Genomic DNA, 17,142 nt, shown 5'->3' on the forward strand with positions numbered 1-17,142 from the left:
AAAGACCGGACATAGCGCATCTAACAGCGGTGATGAGATGGGCTCACGTTTGGGCCTTGTTGGAGTGGCGCGGGCGGCGGATGCTGACGGCAGGCCCCCCAGCCGTGTGAGGTGTCCGTGATGCGCCGCCGATCCATCGCCGTCGTCCTCCTCCTTCTGACCGCCTTACTGGCGCCGCCGGGGGGCCGGTCGTCGGCGGAAAGCAGGTCGGCGGCGGCCTCCGATGTGCGTGGGTTCGTCGACGCGCACAGCCACCTGTTCTCCTACGAGGCGTTCGGCGGCATGCTGCTGTGCGGGAAGCCGTTCGACCTCGGCGGCATCTCCCGCGCCCTGGCGGACTGCCCCGATCACTATCCCCATGGCGAGCTGGCCTGGTTCGAGAACTTCACCCGCACCGGCTCAGCGACCGGCACCCACGACCCGGTGGGCTGGCCCACGTTCCGCGACTGGCCGGCGCACGACTCGCTGACCCACCAGCAGGCGTACTACACGTGGGTGGAGCGGGCCTGGCGCGGCGGGCTCCGGATCATGGTCAACGACCTGGTGGCCAACCGCCAGCTGTGCGCGATCTACCCGCTGAAGAAGAACTCCTGCGACGAGATGACCACGATCAGGCTGGAGGCGCAGCGGGCCCGAGAGCTGCAGGACTACATCGACACCCAGTACGGCGGGCCCGGACGAGGGTGGTTCAGGATCGTGCTCGACCCGGCCGAGGCCAGGCGGACGGTCGAGGCGGGCAAACTCGCCGTCGTTCTTGGCATCGAGACCTCCGAGCCGTTCGGCTGCCGCCAGATCCTCGGCATCCCGCAGTGCACCCAGGGGCAGATCGACCGCGGGCTGGACGAGATGTACGCGCTCGGCGTACGGAGCATGTTCGTCTGCCACAAGTACGACAACGCCCTGTGCGGCGTACGCTTCGACTCCGGCACCCAGGGCGCCATCGTCAACCTGGGCAACCTGCTCAGCACCGGCTCCTTCTGGCAGGCGCGTACCTGCACCGGGCCCGAGCACGACAATCCGATCGATCCCGGCGGAGTCCTGCCCGACCAGCTGGCCGCGCTGCTGCCACCGGGCGTCTCCCTGCCGATCTATCCCCCGGCGCCGCACTGCAACACCAGGGGGCTGACCGCCCTGGGCGAGTACATGGTCAAGGGGATGATCCGCCGGGGCATGCTGGTGGAGCTCGACCACATGAGCGCGAAGGCCGCCGGCAGTACGCTCGCCATCCTCGAGGCGGCCGGCTACCCGGGCGTGATCTCCTCCCACAGCTGGGCCGATCCGAGCTACTTCGACCGGATCTACGCCCTTGGCGGGATGATCACGCAGTACGGGCACGACGCGCGGGACTTCGTCGCCGAGTGGCGACGTACCCAGCCGCTCAGGCAGGCGCACCAGATCCCCGGCTACGGCTACGGCCTGGACGTCAACGGCCTGGGCCGGCTGCCCGCGCCTCGTACCGGCAACGCCGCGAACCCGGTGACCTACCCCTTCACGTCCTTCGACGGAAGCGTGTCCCTGGACCGGCTGCGTACCGGCGATCGGGTCTGGGACGTCAACACGGACGGCGTCGCCAACTACGGCCTGGTGCCCGACTGGATCGAGGACATGCGGATCATCGCCGGACCGGACATCGTGCGGGACATGGCCGCGGGCGCCGAGTCCTACCTGCGCACCTGGACGGCCGCCGCGGCCCGCCGCATCCCCTAGCCCTGTTACCGGGTGCGGTCGTAGCGCATCACCACCACGCGGGAGTCGCAGGTGCGCGAGTCGGCGAGCCGCAGGTTGATCCGGTCCTCGCGGGGCACGAACAGCGGCTTGCCGCCGCCAAGCACGACGGGATGCACCGCGACGTGGTACTCGTCGATCAGGCCGTGGTCGGTCAGGGCGGCGGCCAGGCGGGAGCCGCCGGTCAACAGCAGGTCCTTGCCGGGCTTTCGCTTGAGCTCGGCGACCTCCTCAGCGAGGTTCTCGCCGATGACCCTGGCGGCCCATTCGGTCTCCGTCAGCGTGGTCGAGAAGACGATCTTCGGGGTGTCCCGCCAGATGGGCGCGAACCTGAGGACGTGCGGGTGGTCCGACATCGACTCGGCGCTCGGCCAGAAGCTCGCCATCCCCTCCCACACACCGCGCCCGTACAGGAAGGTGTCGGATCTGTCGGTCAGCGCGTCGGAGTACGCCGACAGCTCCTCGCCCATCTCGGGCCAGTCGAACTCGCCCTTCGGCCCGTCGATGTGGCCGTCGATCGACGCGTGCACCCAGTAGATGATCTTGCGCATGTCCCGCTCCTTCACTCGGCGTTCTTCGCTTTCGTGGTGGAGTCGGAGCCGCGCCGCCGTTCTCTACATCCGGCCGGAAGTTTTTTCCTGAATTCTGCGAGCCAGGGCTTCAGGCCAGGAGTTCGCGGGCCAGGGCCTCGCTCCACCACTGCTGGACCCGATCCGGCGCCCAGCCGCGTTCGGTCGTGAGCGTGGTGTAGACGTCGATGGTGCACAGGGCCGCGTAGATGTCGACGGCCGACCGCACGTCCAGCCCGTCCCGCAGCACCCCGGCCGGCCAGGAGGAGAACACCTGGACCCGCGTCTCGTCGCCCCGCCGGCGGGCGTCGCGGTAGAGGGCCGCCAGCTCGGGCTCGGTGCGACCGGCCTCGCGCACCAGCGTGATGACATCGCCCGCGCGCTCGAACAGCCGCCGGTCGTAGGCGGCCATCGCCGCCAGTTGCCGACGGGGATCCGCCGCCGCGGCTTCCAGCTCGGCGAGCTCCCGGGCGACATCGGCCGACAGGTCGGCGTCGTCGACGAGGGCCTGGGTCAGCCCCGCCTTGTTCCCGTACACCGCGTAGACCGTCGGTACGGAGACTCCCGCCTCGCGCGCCACGTCGCGGACGGTCGTGGCCGCCCACCCTTGGGAAACGAAGAGCCGGCGAGCGGCCCCGGCGATCTCGGCCCGCGTCTCCCGCGCCTGCGTCGCCCGGCGCAACGAGTCGTAGCGGCGCGGCCCCGGCTGTGCACTCACGATTCCCCATACTTTCCGCTGTTCATAATGAATATATGACACGACTCGCGAAGGACAGCGCGGCGAGGCACCTCGTGGCAGAGGTCCCCAGGAGGGAGACGGTCCGTCACAGCAGGGCCCCTGCGGAGACACCCCTCCAGAGGGAGAGGTCCCCAGGAAGGAGACGGTCTGTCACGGCAGGGGTTCCTGCGGGGACACCCCCTCCGCGGGGAGAGGCGGCGACCGGTCGCGGACATCGCGCTAGTGGCCGCGTACGGCCTGGATCGCGGCGTCACGTGTGAGTGCGGCGCCGCGGTCGTAGGCCGTGGTGAAGGCCGCCTCACCGAGTAGGGCGCGGGCGCGTTCGGTGGGTCGCAGCAGGTTGTCGAAGCCGCTCAGGTCCGTCGTTCCCCGCAGTGCGGTGGCCAGGCCGAGCAGGTGGGCGGCGCGCGTGGGCTCGGCGTCGGCCAGGGCGAGCGCGGCGCGCAGGTGTGCCGCGCCGGCCAGGGTCGGCATGTCCACCGCGTCGGCGGCCAGCTCGATCGCGGTGTCGAGCAGCGGCCGGGCGCCGTCGGCGTCGCCGTCGAGCAGGGCGGCCATGGCCCGGTAGCAGCCGGCCGACGCCCGAACCGGAGAGTGGAGAGCCATGGCCTCCACCGCATCGAGCTCGCGCCGGGCAGCCGCCCGATCGCCGCTTCTGAGCAGGACCTCGGCCCGCGCCAGCCGGATGTACTCGATGCCTTCCTGCTTGCGCAGCTGCTCGGCGAAGTCCCAGGCCGCGAGCATGTCGCTCTGTGCCTGGTCGAGCTCGCCCAGCCGCGCGCGGGTGATCGCGAGGCCGGCCAGGATGGCCGCCTGATCTTCGAGGATGCCGAGCTCGCCGGCCAGGCGGAGCGCCTCCAGCCGCGCGTCGATCGAGGCGCTCAGGTCGCCCTGGCGGGCGTGGTGCTCGGCCAGTACGCGTAACGCCGAGGACAGGGCCCAGCGTTCGCCGAGGGCCTCCAGTTCTCGGCGGGCCTCGTCCAGGAGGGTAAAGGCGTGAGTGACCTCGCCCTCGTACTCCGCCACGATCGACTGCGTCATCAGCGTCGTCGCGCGCTCCCAGCCGGTGAGGCGCGGCAGCAGCCGATCGGCCGAACGCGCGGCGCCCGCGGGATCGCCCAGCCAGATGGGCGCGAAGAGCAGCAGAACCCATCCGGACACCCCATCGCCCAGCCGGTCGCGCAGCTCCAGGCCGGTGTTCATCGCCTGCCGGGCCGCCTCGACCGCACCGAGCCCGTGGTGGGCGAACGCCTCCAGCACCAGCCGCACCGGGCGCTGGGCCTCGGGCACCTCGCCGGGCAGGTCGAGGACGCCGCGCGCCCAGTGCATGCCCTCGAGGGACCTGCCCTCCAAGTACCAGAACCACCAGACTGCCGCGAGGAGCCGTACGCCCAGCTCCGCGTCCCCGACCTCGGCCGCGAGCCTCATCGCGGCCAGGACATTGTCGTCCTCGGCCCGCAGCCGCGCCAGCCAGTGGAGCTGGTCCGCCTTGCGCAGCTCGGGGTCGGCGGTCTCGGCGAACCGGAGGAAGTAGCGGGCGTGCCGGTCACGGACGGCCCGGTCCTGCCCGGCCTCGGTCAGCCGCGCCATCCCGTACGACCGGACGGTCTCCTGCATGCGGTAGCGGTCGCCGGACGGCTCGACCAGGGACTTGTCCACCAGGGCAGTGAGGACGGCCAGCACGTCGGCGGCATGCGGTCCGCTGGCCCCTTGGGGGGTGTCGGCGGCATGTCCGCCAACCGTTTCGAGCGCGTCGAGGGTGGCGCCGCCGGGGAAGGCGGCCAGGAGCATCGCGAGTTCGCGTTCGCGGCCGGACAGCAGGTCCCAGCTCCAGTCCACGACCGCCTGCAAGGTCTGATGCCGGGGCAGCGCCGTACGGCTGCCGCTGCTGAGCAGGCGGAACCGGTCGTCGAGCTTGGCGGCGATCTGCTCGACGCTCAACGCGCGCATCCGCGCGGCGGCCAGCTCGATGGCCAGTGGCATCCCGTCGAGCCGTCCGCAGATCTCGACGACCGTACTGGTGTTGTCCTCGTTCAGTACGAAGCCGGGGCGGACCAGGGCCGCGCGTTCGACGAAGAGCCGCACGGCCGGATAGGACCGCGGATCGCGCACCGCGGCCGCCGGCCACTCCAGGGGCGGGATGGGATAGAGACTCTCCCCCGCGATGGCCATCGACTCCCGGCTCGTCGCCAGGACGCGCAGGTCGGGACAGGCGCCGAGCAGCCGGTCGGCCAAGTGCGCGACGGCCGACACGACGTGCTCGCAGTTGTCCAGGACGAGCAGCACCCGCCGGCCGTCCAGCTCCTCGGACAGCCGGTCCAGCGCCTGGGCCAGCCGGTCAATGACGTCACGAGCCGGGGCATCGTGAGCCGCGGCATCGCGGTCCGGGGCGTCACGGTCCGGGGTGCCGCGAGCCGGGGTGCCGTCGGTGGGCGCGGGCTCGAACCAGCCGGAGTCCCTGGCGCCGATCGCCGTGAGCACGGCGTGGGCGACGTCGAGCGGCTCCGTCACCGCCGCCAGCTCGACCAGCCAGACGCCGTCGGGGGCGAGCTCGGCGGAGCGCTGGGCGACCTCGGTGGCCAGCCGGGTCTTGCCCGCGCCGCCCGGCCCGACGACGGTGACCAGGCGGGCGGCCTCCAGCGCCTTGGTCAGCTGCGCCAGTTCCTCCTCCCGGCCGACGAAGCTGGTCACCTGAGCGCGCAGATTGGTACGCCGGGTCCGACGGCGAGGTTGATGCCGAGGGTCGTGCCGGAGGAGGCTCAGGTGGACCTCGGCCAGCTCCGCCGACGGGTCGACACCCAGCTCGTCGGCCAGCGTGCGCCGGGTCCGCTCGTAGGCGTCCAGCGCGTCCGCCTGCCGGCCGGCCGCGTAGAGCGCGCGCATCAGCAGGCCCTGCAGGCGCTCGCGCAAGGGATGGGCGGCGGCCAGTGGGCGCAGCTCGGCGAGGACGTCGGCGCCTTCGGCGAGTTCGAGCTCCAGGCGTTGTTCGGCGGCCGACAGGCGCAGCTCGGCCAGGCGTACTCCCTCGTGAGCGGCGAACGGCAGGTCGGCGAACTCCGCGAACGCGGGCCCGCGCCACAGGCTTTCGGCCGCGCGCAGCGCCGCGAGGTCGCCGACGCTCACCAGCTTCTCGAAGCGCGTGACGTCGACCTCGGCGGGCTCGATCGCCAGCCGGTAGCCGGGCGGCTGCGACTCGATCGTCGCGGCGCCGACCAACCGGCGAGTGCGGGAGACCAGGGCCTGCAGAGCGTTGGCGCTGCCCGCCGGCGGCTCATCGCCCCAGATGGCCGCGATGAGAACCTCCACCGGCACGACCCGACCCGCCTCCAGCGCGAGCCTGGCCAGCAGCGCGCGCAACTTCGTGCCCGGGATCTCGATCGGCCGGCCGTCGTCGGCCCGCGTCTCGAACGGACCCAGCAGCATCACACGCACGCCCCAAGCTTCCCACTCGCCGGCTTACGCCGGTGCCGGTCGTCGCGCCGCGTTGGCTTCCACCAGTCCTTCGCCGGTGCTAGCTTTCGCCCGTGATCCTGAATGTGGTCTTCCTGCTCGGGGCGCTGGCCTTGATCGTGGCCAACGGGATCTTCGTCGCGGCGGAGTTCTCCCTGGTGACGGTCGAGCGCGTACGGGTCCATCAGCTGGCGGAGTCCGGAGACCGGGGCGCGCAGGGGATCGAGGCCGCGGTGCGGCGGCTGTCGTTCCACCTGTCCGGGGCGCAGCTGGGCATCACCGTCACGTCGCTGCTGCTCGGCGTCGTGTCCGAGCCCGCCATCGCCGGCCTGCTGGAGCCGCTTCTGGGTAGCGTCCCCGCCGCTCCCGGCGTCGCCGTCGCCCTGGCGATCGTCATCTCCACGGTGGCGCAGATGGTCCTGGGCGAGCTGGTGCCCAAGAACGCCGCCCTGTCGAGGCCGATGGCCGTGGCCAGGGTGGCGACGCCGCCGCAGCGGGTGTTCTCCGCCGCGTTCGGGCCGCTGATCAAGCTGTGCAACGCGGTGGCCAACGGCATCGTCCGGTGGCTGGGGGCCGAGCCGCAGGAGGAGCTCGCCTCGGCCCGCTCCCCCGAGGAGCTGAGCCTGCTCGTACGCCTGTCGGCGGAGGCGGGGGCGCTCCAGCCGAGCACCGCCGCCATGCTCCAGCGGGCCCTGCGCTTCGGCGGCAAGAACGCGGCGGAGGCGATGACCCCTCGTACGGACTGCGTGACCATAGCCGGATCCACCAGCGTCGCCGAGTTCCTCAGGCTGGCCCGCCGCACCCGGCATCTGCGCATCCCCGTGTGCGGCACGGAACTGGACGACATCCTGGGCGTGGCGAGCGTGCCGCGCGCGTGCGCCGTGCCGGAGCAGGAGCGGGAGCGGACGCCGGTGTCCGCGATCGTCCGGCCGGCGGTCCAGGTGCCCGAGTCGGTGAGCCTGGAGGTGGTCCAGGAACGGCTCAGCTCGACGGGCGTCGAGATGGCCGTGGTGATCGACGAGTACGGCGGCTTCGCGGGCGTCGTCACCGCGGAGGACCTGGTGGAGGAGCTGATCGGCGACATCGCCGACGAGTACGACCTGCCGGAGGAGGAGTCGGCGGAGCCCAAGGCCGCGCTGCTCGCGCCGGGCGCCTCGGTGAGCGTGCCGGCCGTGCTGACGGCGGACGAGGTCGAGGAACGTACCGGCTTCCGCATGCCCGAAGGGCCCTACGAGACGCTCGCGGGGCTGGTGCTGGCCCGGCTCGGCAGCATCCCCGATCCTGGCGACGAGGTGGAGGTGGGCGGGTGGAGGCTCCGGGTGGAGGCCATGCGTAGCCGGCGCATCGAGCAGGTCACTCTCACCGCGCCGAGGCGGGAGCATCCGTGACCATCGGCGACGGCTTGGCCCTGGTGCTGCTTCTGGCGGTCAACGGGTTCTTCGTGGGCGCCGAGTTCGCCCTCATCTCGGCGCGCCATACCCAGGTCGAGCCGCAGGCGCGGGCGGGTTCGCGCCGGGCGCAGGCGGTGCTCGCCGCCATGAACACGGTGCCCAAGATGCTCGCCGCGGCCCAGCTGGGCGTGACGCTGGCCTCGCTGATGCTCGGCGCGTTCGGCGAACCGGTGGTGTCGCGGGCGGTGGAGCCGCTGTTCGCGGCCGTGGGGCTGCCCGAGGAGATGGTGCATCCGGTCGCCTTCACGCTGGCGCTGCTCCTGGTGGTGTCCGCGCACGTGATCATCGGGGAGATGGTGCCGAAGAACCTGGCGCTGTCCGGCCCGGACACGGCGGCGCTGTGGCTGGTGCCCCCGTTGTTCGTTCTGGCCCGGGCGATCGGCCCGGTGCTCACGTTGATCCAGGCCATGGCGGGTGCGGCGCTGCGGTTGCTGCGGATCCCGCCGGCCGACGAGATCCACACCGTCTACACCTCGGCGGAGCTGCCGGTGCTGATCGAGGAGTCCCGCCGGCACAAACTGCTGCGGCAGGACGAGCGGGACCGGATGATCGCCACGCTCGCGCTGCACGCCCGGCCGGTCCGGACGGTCATGGTGCCCATCGGCGAGGTGGTGAGTGTCCCCGCGACGATCGACAGCCTCGGACTGCAGGAATACTCGGGCCGCCACGGGCACTCCCGCTTCCCCGTGCACGGTGACAGCCCCGCCGAGCTGCGGGGCTACCTGCACGTCCTGGACGCGCTCAACGGGCACGGAACCCGTCAGCCGCTGCCGATCCGCGCCCTGCCGCTGATCGCCGGCACGGCGACGCTCGCGGACGTCCTGGCGACCATGCGTCAGCGCCGCGCCCAGCTCGCCGCCGTGACCGGCGACAAGGGGCAGGTGCTCGGCGTGGTCACCCTGGACGACGTGCTCAGCGGGATAGTTCGCCAGCCTTCCAGAGGCCCTTCATGACGGTATTCAGGGCATCTTGTACTCCGCGGCCTTGCCGCAGTAGCTGACCCCGATCGGCGAACTGCTGAACCGGCACACCTGTACGACCACGCGATCGATGGCGGCGACCCCCGCCGGATCCGACAGCGAGAAGGAGAGCGGGACCTGGGCGTCGTCCGCCTTGTAGGTCTCCGAGTCGACGAGGGTGGTGCCGTTGTAGGCGCTGAAGACGGCGCTGGAGTACATGCCGTCCCGAGAGCAGGGCGAGAGGGCGGCGTCATCGGATAGGTACCCGTCGACCTTGACGGTCGGCCAGTCCAGCGTCCCTTCGGTGATCCCGCGAAAGCATGAGTCGCCGGAGTCGGCGTGGAACCTCACCGCCGCCTGGGCCGACGCCACGGACTGGACCGTCAGCAGAGCGGCGGCGACCAGGGCGCCCAGCGCCAGGTGAACAGGTAAACGCATGCGATTTGACCCTTCCCTGTCATGGTGATCCGAGCCCTCATCGTGAACGACGGATCCGGGCTGCGCCACCCCTGACGGTGGAACCCCAGCTCGCCGAGCTCAAAGCGCACCCCTTGCCGTTGGATGACCCGTCCGGCCCCCGACTTCCACTCGGCGGAGTCAGCCGGCCGTCCCGAGCTTATTCATGACGTCGTCCTTCATGACGACGCCCGCCTGCATCACGATCTCGATGTGCGCGGGATCGGCCAGCGCGTGGATGTCGCGCAGCGGATCGGCGTCGGTGACCACGAGGTCGGCGAGCTTGCCCGTCTCCAGCGTGCCCACCTCGTCGGAGATGCCGAGCGCCTCGGCCCCGGTCCGGGTGCCGGCGACGAGGGCGTCCATCGGGGACATGCCGAGCTCGACGAGATGGCCGAGCTCGCGCAGGTTCTGGCCGTGCGGGCACACCCCCGCATCCGTGCCCAAGGCGATCTTGGCCTTGCGCGCGATCGCGTGACCGATGTTCTTCTTGGTGATCTCGGACCACTTCACCTTCTTGGCGTAGTGGTAGGGCTGCATCTTCTCCTTGTCGATCGCGAACACGGTCGACAGGGTCGGGACGAGGAAGGCGCCGCGCTCCTCCAGGAGATCGAGTCCTTCGTCGTCGATGCCGTACCCGTGCTCGACGCTGGTCACCCCGCCCCGCAGGGCGGTCAGGATCCCCACGCGCCCCTGCGCGTGGGCGGCGATCGGCTTGCCGCCGTGCCGGTCGAGCTCGTCGACGATCGCCCGTACCTCGTCCAGGCGCAGGCCCTCGTCGTCGGGATGGTCGTGCCTGCTGCCCATGCCACCGCTGGTGCAGATCTTGACGAGGTCGGCCCCCTGGCGGAGTACCCGGCGCGTCGCCCGGCGGGCCTCCTCCACGGTGTCGGCCAGCTCGATCAGCTCGGGGACGGTGTAGGCGACCTCTCCGCCGGGCACATGGAAGTCCCCGTGGCCCGCGGTGTGACTGATCGGGCTCACCGCCAGCTTCAGCCGGGGTCCGGCGATCAGCCCGCGCTCGATCGCCTCGCGGAAGCCCATGGACAGCCCGCCGAGATCGCGCGCGCTGGTGATGCCCGCCTCGAGCGTCTCCCGGATCCGCGCGGCGGACTCCAGGTGGATCAGGGCCGGGTCGTTCTGGAGGCGGTGATACGGCCCGTTCGCCAGGGCGAACCCCAGATGCACATGACAGTCGATGAATCCGGGCAGAAGCGTCCGGCCCCGCAGATCGCGTACGTCCGCGTCGCGGCCGTCCGGGGCCTCGGCCGCCCTGCCGACGAACCCGATGACGCCGTCCGAGGTCACCTCCAGCACGCCGTCCTCGATGGGCGGGCCTCCGGTGCCGTCGATGATCCTGACGTTGGTGAGCCGAAGTTTTCGCTGCAGCCTCAAGAGGCGTCCTTCCGTGGCCTGGGCCGGATGTCGAAGCCTGGTGCGCCCGGCACCGAGTCGAGCAGGGTGCGCGTGTACTCGTGCCGCGGGCGCTGATAAAGATCCGCCGCCGGGGCCTGTTCGACGATGTCGCCGTGGTAGAGCACCACGACCTCGTCGCTCACGTGCCGGATGACGGCGAGGTTGTGCGAGATGAACACCATGGTCAGATCGAGTTCGCGGCGCAGGCTCGCGAGGAGGTTGAGGATCTCCGCCTGGACCGAGACGTCGAGCGCGGAGGTGATCTCGTCGGCGATCACCACCTCGGGCCGGATCATCAGGCCGCGGGCGATGGCCACCCGTTGCCGCTGTCCTCCGGAGCACTCGTGGGGATAGCGGTCGATGGTGTCGGCCGGCATCCTGACGGTCTCGAGCCAGTGGACGATCTCGTCCCGGTGCGTCTTCACCTTCGCCCGGCGCGGGTCCATGGCCTCGGCGAGTGCCTCGCCGATCGTGCGGCGGGGATCAAGTGAGGAGTAGGGGTCCTGCGGGATCATCTGGACCTTCCGCCGCATCGCCCGGCGGTCCGCGCCGCGTGCGGAGGACACGTGCACGCCGCCGACCTTGACGCTGCCCGCCGACGGCCGGACGAGCCCGACCAGCGCCTTGGCCAGCGTCGACTTGCCCGATCCTGACTCTCCGACGATGCCGACCGTACGGCCCCTGGGGACGTCCATCGTGATGCCGTGCAGGATGCGCGTCGCGTTGCCGCCCCAGCCGTAGCCCACCTCGAGGTCGCGCACCTCGACGGCGATCGCCTCATCCATGCGAGTGCTCCTTCGCGTGCTCCGGGTCGCTGGGCCGGTCGGCCACGGGGCCGTCGATGTCGGGTGCGGCTTCCAGGAGTTTCTTCGTGTACGGGTGGCGGACGGTCTCCACGGCGAGGTCCACCGCGGCGATCTCCTCCACGATCTCCCCGTGGTACATCACGAGGACGCGGTCGCACAGCGCGCGTACCACCCCGATGTCGTGCGAGATGAACACGATCGAGGCGCCGAACTCGCTGTTGACCCGCTTGAGCTCGCGCAGGATCTCGGCCTGGACGGTCACGTCCAGGGCCGTCGTCGGCTCGTCGGCGATGATCAGGCGCGGCTCGACGGCCAGGGCGGTCGCGATCATCGCGCGCTGCCGCATGCCGCCGGAGAGCTCGTGCGGGTGCTGCTTCATGCGGTGTTCCGGCCTGGTCATCTGGACCACCTTGAGCGCGTCGAGCACGCGCTGCCTGGCCGCCTGCGCGCCGAGGCCCTTGTGGGTACGCAGCACCTCGGTGAGCTGACCGCCCATGCGGAGCGCGGGATTGAACGTCGAGCCCGGATCCTGGTAGATCAGGCTGACCGCCTCCGCCATGAGCGCCGGTGCGACGGGCCGGCGCAGGTCCAGATCGCCGATGGCCATGCGGGCGGCCGTCGAGGTCAGGCCGTCGGGCAGCAGCTGCGCGAGCGACATCGCGGTGAGGGTCTTGCCCGAGCCGCTCTCGCCCACGATGCCGACGATCTCTCCCCGTCTGATGCCGAAGGAGATGCCCTTGACCAGCGGTTGGTCGCCCGAGTGGATCCACAGGTCGCGGACGTCGGCGAGGTGGTCGCTCTCCGGCACCGCCTCGGCCGGGCTGGTGGGAGGTGCTGTGCTCCGGGCCGTCGTGGTGCGCCCGCGCGGGTTGGCCGCCGCCGCGAGCCCGTCGCCGATCAGGACCGCGCCCAGCCCGGTCAGGATGACCAGGGCCGCCGAGCCCGCCATCTGGAAGGGCCGGCCCGCCAGGAGCGACGGCAGGGCCTCGTTCAGCAGCTTGCCCCAGTCGTAGGAGGGCGACTGGACGCCGAGGCCCACGAACGACAGCGCGGAGATCGCCGTGAGCGTGGCCGCGAACGTCGAGGCCGACAGCACGAGCAGCGGCTCGGCCATGTTGGGCAGCATGTGACGGATCGCGATCCGGCCGTGGCTCACGCCCAGGAGGCGGGCGGTCGAGACGTACTCCTGCTGGGAGACCTTCGCGGCGAGGTTCGCGGTCAGGCGCGCGAAGTAGGGGATGCCGGACAGGCCGATGGCGATCACCGCGGAGGAGCCGCCCGCGCCGAGCACGGCCGCCACGACGAGCGCGAGCAGGAGCCCGGGGAAGGCCACCATCGCGTCGATCACCCGCAGGCAGATCTCCCTGACCCGAGGCGGTACGAGCCAGACGCCCGTACCCAGGACGACACCGAGGACGACCGCTATGGCCGTCGCGCCGACCGTCATCAGCAGGGTGAGGCGGGTGGCGACCAGGCTGCGCAGCAGGACGTCGTGGCCGGCCGCGTCGGTGCCGAGCGGGTGATCCGAGGAGGGCGCGGCGAACCGCGGGCCCAGCGCGTTCGCCTGGCCGGCGAACAGGATCGGGGCCAGTACGGCGATCAGCACGACGCAGCCCAGCACGCCCAGGCCGAGCACGAGCCCGGGGTTCCAGCGGCGCGAACGGCTACGCGGAGACATGTGACCCCCCGAGGGTCCGTGGGTCGATCAGTCCGAGCAGGACGTCTACGAGGAGGTTGATGATCGCGGTGATCATGCCGATGACGAGGACCATGCCTTGGATGACCGGATAGTCGCGGTCGAGGATGGCCTTGATGATGCCGCTGCCGAGGCCCGGCAGCGCGAACACCGATTCGATGATGATCGCGCCGCCGACCATGCCGGTCAGGATCAGCCCACTCAGGGTGAGCGTGGTGGTGAGCAGGTTCGGGAGCGCCCAGCGGACGTGGCGCCGCAGGGCGGGCAGCCGCCAGCCCCGGGCCGTCCGCATGTAGTCGGTCTCCAGCACGACCGCCATCTCGCGCCGGACGACACGGGAGATGGTGCAGATCGGGCCGATCGCGATGGCCACGACCGGGAGCACGAACGACGCGGCCCCGAAGCGGGGTGTGTAGGCCGGCGGGAACAGCGGCACCAGCCCGATGCCGAGCGCGAACGTCACGACCAGGAACGACGCCATGATGTAGCCGGGAATCGAATCCAGGAAACCGGTGACCATGCCGAAGGCCACGTCCAGCCCCTTGCGCCGGCCGCCGCGCGTGAGCACCCCGATGACCATGCCCAGCGGGACCGAGATCACCAGGACCAGGACGATGCCGGTCACCGCGATGGTCGCGGTGAAGGGCAGGCGGTTCACGATGAGTGACGACACCGGCTGCCGGTACATGAAGGACGTACCGAGGTCCCCGGTGAAGACACCGCCCACGTGGTCGAGGAATCGCTCCCAGATCGGGCGATCGAGTCCCAGCTCTCCCCTGATGCGCTGGATGTCGGCGAGGTCGGCGTTGGCGCCGGCGATGCCGACCGCTGGATCACCGGGGATGAGCTGGACGATCAGGAACGACACGACCAGCAGCGCGACGAAGATCACCACCAGGCTGGCGAGCCGCCGCACGGCGAATCGGAGCCAGGCGGAGGAGATCCGCGCCGGACGCTGCCGCGCTCCCGTCAGGGGGTCCGGTGGGGGGACTCCCAGAGCACGCGTGGAATCGAGAGAGGCCATGACTGACGCGCCTTCCGGCTATTGGAGCTATTTGACGATGCGGAGCGTGGCGGGGTCGAGGTAGTCGTCGAAGGTCCGGATGTCGAACCCGGCGGCGGCGACCGTGGTGGCGGGCAGGGTCGCCAGCGGGATCGCGTCGACCCGCTCCAGGAACGACTTCTGCGCGGACTGGAGGGCCGAGCACTGCGCGTTGCGGTCGATCTCGCTCATCGCCTTGGTGACGAAGCCGTACCCCTCCTTGTTGAGCTCGCCCGTCTTGTTGCGGCCGCCGTCCTCGGTGGCCGGGCCCATCACCCGCAGCAGGGAGGAGGTGAGGACGCCCAGCTGGTTGTTGTCGCCCTGGACGTTGATGTCCCAGTCCTTGCCGCCGGCCGTGGTCAGCGTGGCCCAGTTGGCGTTGTCGAGCGAGTCGACGGTCACGGTGGCGCCGGCGTTGCGCAGCGCCTCGGCGATGTAGTCGTTGCCGCCCTGCAGCAGGGTGGTGCCGACGATGCGGAAGCGGAGCCCGGTCAGCTTCTTGGTGGCGGCGGCGAGATCCTGGGCGACCAGCAGCGACTTGTCGGTGTTGACACAGGCCAGCTTGGCCGACCCGACCGACAGGGTTGTGCTGCCGCGCTTGCCGCTGATGATGTCGCTGAAGGCCTTCGCGTCGATGGCCTGGGCCACCGCGGTGCGCAGCTCCGGCTTGTCCGCGAACACCGTCCCGGGACGCTCGTTGAACAGCAGGTACGTCGTGGTGTTCGAGGCGACCGACGAGGTGAACCCCTTGTTGCCGTCGAAGCGGGCCACGTTCTCGTCGCTGATCGTCCCGACGTCCAGACTGCCGGCCAGCAGCTGGGTGGCGATCGTCGCGTAGTCGGTGATCGGCGTGAGGGTCACCTGCTTGGCGGCCACGCCCGTCAGCGGCTTGGCGAACTTCGGCCAGGCCGCATAGCCCTCGCGCAGCGACAGCTGGTAGGACACCGCGGGCTGCGAGGCGGTCAGGGAGTAGGGGCCGGAGAACGCCCCGGCGACCTTGCCCGCCGCGAGTCCCTTGGTGTCCTTCAGGCCCGCCGGGCACACGATCCCGGCCTGCGGCAGGGTCAGCCCGGTGAGGAAGTCGGACCACGGAGCCGACAACTCGGCTTTCACCGTGCCCGCCTTGTCATCGGGCGTGAACGTCGCGGTGGCCCCGCCCAGGGCCAGCGTACGGCCCGAGGAACCCGTCTCCTTGGCCGCGAACCGCGTCAGTGAGGCCGCCACCACGGTCGGCGTGATCGGCGTACCGTCCGAGCAGTTCAGTCCGTTGCGGATGGTGAGCGTGTAGTGCGCGGCGTCCTCGGCGGTCCACGAGGACGCGACCCCACCCGCGAGGGTGTTGCCCGCGTCCTTGCGCACCACCGTGTCGAACAGCAGTCGCGCCACGGTGAAGTCGTCGCCGCCCTTGGCGAGCGCCGGGTCGAAGGTCGCCGGATCGGTGTTCAGCGACATGTTGATGGTGTCGGTGGTTCCCCCACCGGCACCACAGCCGACCGCGCCCAGCGCGACCGCGGCCGTCACCGACAGCGCAAGAATCGATTTGCGATACACCAATCCTCCAGGTCCAACCGCGAAAGGAATGGCGTGAGCTTAGGTTCTGCGTGCTACCTGGCGGGTTTTCCCGACCCACTTTGCACGGAATTGCGGGATAAGGCGGGTCGGGTGCACGATCCTTCCGGAAAGGCTGCCTACCGCAGGTTTCCCGCATGTTACCGGCACCCGACGCTTAATTGATCTTGTGGTGACATCTGCGCAGGTGCCCGATTGCGGGGAGGACCTGGCCTTTCCTGCATGATGGACGGATGGTGGACGGGCTGGACTTTCAGATCATCAACGCGCTCCAGATCCACCCTCGGGTCACTTGGGCGCAACTAGGGAGGATTCTTAGGGTTGATCCTTCGACGATTTCCCGTCGCTGGTCGGCGCTCACCCACGAGCGGCAGGTGTGGACGAGTTGTTTCGAGGCCGACGGGCAGCGGTCCCATGGGCGAGAGGTCTCGGCTCTGGTCGAGATCCGGTGCGCTCCCGGCCGACGCGTCGACGTGATCGCCGAACTCGGCCGGCAGGGACCCATTTTCAGCGTGCACTGCACCTCTGGTCCCCGCGATCTCTACATCATGGTCTCGACGCACACCCTGCTGTCCATGGACCGTTACATCGACGAGCACATCGCGGTGATCCCCGGCATCGTCGGCACCCAGACGCACTATCTGCGGCGGATCTTTCTCGAAGGATCGGGCTGGCGGCTCAACGCGCTGTCCGACCAGCAGGTCGAGGCGTTGCGCCTGCTCCGGCCGTCCGAACCCCCCGAACACCGCAAACCCACCCACCGCGAGGTGATCACCGCGCTCAGCACGGACGTGCGCCGGACGGCCGCCGACATGCAGCGAGAGCTGGGCCGCTCGATCTCGGTGATCTCCCGGGACATCGACGCGCTGCTCGCGGCGGACTGGGTCAGATGGCGCGTCGACTTCGCGCACACCCTCATGGGCTGGTCGGCCGCGGCGGTGCTGTGGCTCGACGTCCAGCACTCCGAGATGGAACGCCTCGTCTCCATGCTCCGGTCACTGGAGAATGTACGGATGTGCGCGTCGGTGACCGGCGCCACCAATCTGGCGGTCTTCCTCTGGTTGCGCGATCTCCAGGAGCTGGACGAGATCGAGGGCAAGCTGGCCTCGCTGTTCCCGAAGGCGCCGATCAAGGACCGATGGATCGTGCCAAGGATCGCCAAGCGCACCGGCTACATCCTCGACCTCGACAGCCGGCGTCTGCGTTACGTGCCGGTCGGCGGTCAGCCGGTATTTGAGGACTAGCTAGACGCGACTTCGTGCGG

General features: G+C 70.5%; 13 protein-coding genes and 1 pseudogene. 5 read left to right on the top strand and 9 right to left on the bottom strand.

The window, feature by feature from the left end; genetic code table 11:
• The first annotated feature begins 120 nt into the window (after window positions 1-120).
• The gene (locus AB0B64_RS45200) at window positions 121-1,707 is read left to right on the top strand and encodes a Coagulation factor 5/8 type domain-containing protein (protein ID WP_358187448.1); all 1,587 of its coding nucleotides are present in this window, start codon (window positions 121-123) and stop codon (window positions 1,705-1,707) included.
• 5 nt (window positions 1,708-1,712) lie between these two features.
• Here AB0B64_RS45200 and AB0B64_RS45205 read toward each other — a convergent pair whose 3' ends face one another.
• The 3 genes from AB0B64_RS45205 to AB0B64_RS45215 form a co-directional block, all read right to left on the bottom strand.
• A complete protein-coding gene (locus AB0B64_RS45205; protein WP_358187453.1) occupies window positions 1,713-2,276 on the bottom strand; it encodes a dihydrofolate reductase family protein in 564 nt (187 codons plus the stop codon).
• A gap of 109 nt (window positions 2,277-2,385) precedes the next feature.
• Window positions 2,386-3,012, bottom strand: a complete 627-nt coding sequence (locus tag AB0B64_RS45210) for a helix-turn-helix domain-containing protein (RefSeq protein ID WP_358187458.1) — start codon at window positions 3,010-3,012, stop codon at window positions 2,386-2,388.
• 240 nt (window positions 3,013-3,252) lie between these two features.
• Window positions 3,253-6,456 (bottom strand): BTAD domain-containing putative transcriptional regulator, encoded by a 3,204-nt coding sequence (locus tag AB0B64_RS45215; RefSeq protein WP_358187624.1) that lies wholly within the window; start codon window positions 6,454-6,456, stop codon window positions 3,253-3,255.
• 101 nt (window positions 6,457-6,557) lie between these two features.
• Here AB0B64_RS45215 and AB0B64_RS45220 point away from each other — a divergent pair, with 101 nt between their 5' ends.
• On the top strand, window positions 6,558-7,871 hold the full coding sequence (locus AB0B64_RS45220; RefSeq protein ID WP_357955720.1) for a hemolysin family protein: 1,314 nt from the start codon (window positions 6,558-6,560) through the stop codon (window positions 7,869-7,871).
• On the top strand, window positions 7,868-8,887 hold the full coding sequence (locus AB0B64_RS45225) for a hemolysin family protein (RefSeq protein WP_358187465.1): 1,020 nt from the start codon (window positions 7,868-7,870) through the stop codon (window positions 8,885-8,887). The genes AB0B64_RS45220 and AB0B64_RS45225 overlap by 4 nt, the downstream gene beginning before the upstream one ends.
• A gap of 6 nt (window positions 8,888-8,893) precedes the next feature.
• Here AB0B64_RS45225 and AB0B64_RS45230 read toward each other — a convergent pair whose 3' ends face one another.
• The 6 genes from AB0B64_RS45230 to AB0B64_RS45255 form a co-directional block, all read right to left on the bottom strand.
• Window positions 8,894-9,331 (bottom strand): hypothetical protein, encoded by a 438-nt coding sequence (locus AB0B64_RS45230; RefSeq protein WP_358187468.1) that lies wholly within the window; start codon window positions 9,329-9,331, stop codon window positions 8,894-8,896.
• Between the two features lie 159 nt (window positions 9,332-9,490).
• A complete protein-coding gene (locus AB0B64_RS45235; protein ID WP_357955726.1) occupies window positions 9,491-10,744 on the bottom strand; it encodes an amidohydrolase family protein in 1,254 nt (417 codons plus the stop codon).
• Window positions 10,741-11,550 carry an ABC transporter ATP-binding protein gene (locus AB0B64_RS45240; RefSeq protein WP_357955728.1) on the bottom strand — a complete coding sequence of 270 codons (810 nt, stop codon included), beginning with the start codon at window positions 11,548-11,550 and terminating at the stop codon, window positions 10,741-10,743. The genes AB0B64_RS45235 and AB0B64_RS45240 overlap by 4 nt, the downstream gene beginning before the upstream one ends.
• Window positions 11,543-13,249, bottom strand: coding sequence for a dipeptide/oligopeptide/nickel ABC transporter permease/ATP-binding protein (locus AB0B64_RS45245; protein ID WP_358187478.1), 1,707 nt, complete (start codon window positions 13,247-13,249; stop codon window positions 11,543-11,545). The genes AB0B64_RS45240 and AB0B64_RS45245 overlap by 8 nt, the downstream gene beginning before the upstream one ends.
• Window positions 13,236-14,291, bottom strand: coding sequence for an ABC transporter permease (locus AB0B64_RS45250; protein ID WP_358187484.1), 1,056 nt, complete (start codon window positions 14,289-14,291; stop codon window positions 13,236-13,238). Before AB0B64_RS45250 ends, AB0B64_RS45245 begins: the two co-directional genes overlap by 14 nt.
• A 27-nt stretch (window positions 14,292-14,318) precedes the next feature.
• On the bottom strand, window positions 14,319-15,860 hold the full coding sequence (locus tag AB0B64_RS45255; protein ID WP_358187490.1) for an ABC transporter substrate-binding protein: 1,542 nt from the start codon (window positions 15,858-15,860) through the stop codon (window positions 14,319-14,321).
• Window positions 15,861-16,111: 251 nt separating this feature from the next.
• Here AB0B64_RS45255 and AB0B64_RS45260 point away from each other — a divergent pair.
• A pseudogene (locus AB0B64_RS45260) lies at window positions 16,112-16,225 on the top strand (AsnC family protein); the annotation flags it as partial.
• A 27-nt stretch (window positions 16,226-16,252) separates the two neighbouring features.
• Window positions 16,253-17,122 carry an Lrp/AsnC ligand binding domain-containing protein gene (locus AB0B64_RS45265; RefSeq protein WP_358187629.1) on the top strand — a complete coding sequence of 290 codons (870 nt, stop codon included), beginning with the start codon at window positions 16,253-16,255 and terminating at the stop codon, window positions 17,120-17,122.
• Window positions 17,123-17,142: the final 20 nt, after the last annotated feature.

This window comes from Nonomuraea sp. NPDC049129, assembly GCF_040648495.1.
Classification (GTDB): domain Bacteria; phylum Actinomycetota; class Actinomycetes; order Streptosporangiales; family Streptosporangiaceae; genus Nonomuraea.

Bases quoted from the DNA above. Each gene is read 5' to 3' on its own strand.
- AB0B64_RS45200 (WP_358187448.1), top strand. From the start codon at position 121: ATGCGCCGCCGATCCATCGCCGTCGTCCTCCTCCTTCTGACCGCCTTA.
- AB0B64_RS45205 (WP_358187453.1), bottom strand. From the start codon at position 2,276: ATGCGCAAGATCATCTACTGGGTGCACGCGTCGATCGACGGCCACATC.
- AB0B64_RS45215 (WP_358187624.1), bottom strand. From the start codon at position 6,456: ATGCTGCTGGGTCCGTTCGAGACGCGGGCCGACGACGGCCGGCCGATC.
- AB0B64_RS45230 (WP_358187468.1), bottom strand. From the start codon at position 9,331: ATGCGTTTACCTGTTCACCTGGCGCTGGGCGCCCTGGTCGCCGCCGCT.
- AB0B64_RS45240 (WP_357955728.1), bottom strand. From the start codon at position 11,550: ATGGATGAGGCGATCGCCGTCGAGGTGCGCGACCTCGAGGTGGGCTAC.
- AB0B64_RS45245 (WP_358187478.1), bottom strand. From the start codon at position 13,249: ATGTCTCCGCGTAGCCGTTCGCGCCGCTGGAACCCCGGGCTCGTGCTC.
- AB0B64_RS45250 (WP_358187484.1), bottom strand. From the start codon at position 14,291: ATGGCCTCTCTCGATTCCACGCGTGCTCTGGGAGTCCCCCCACCGGAC.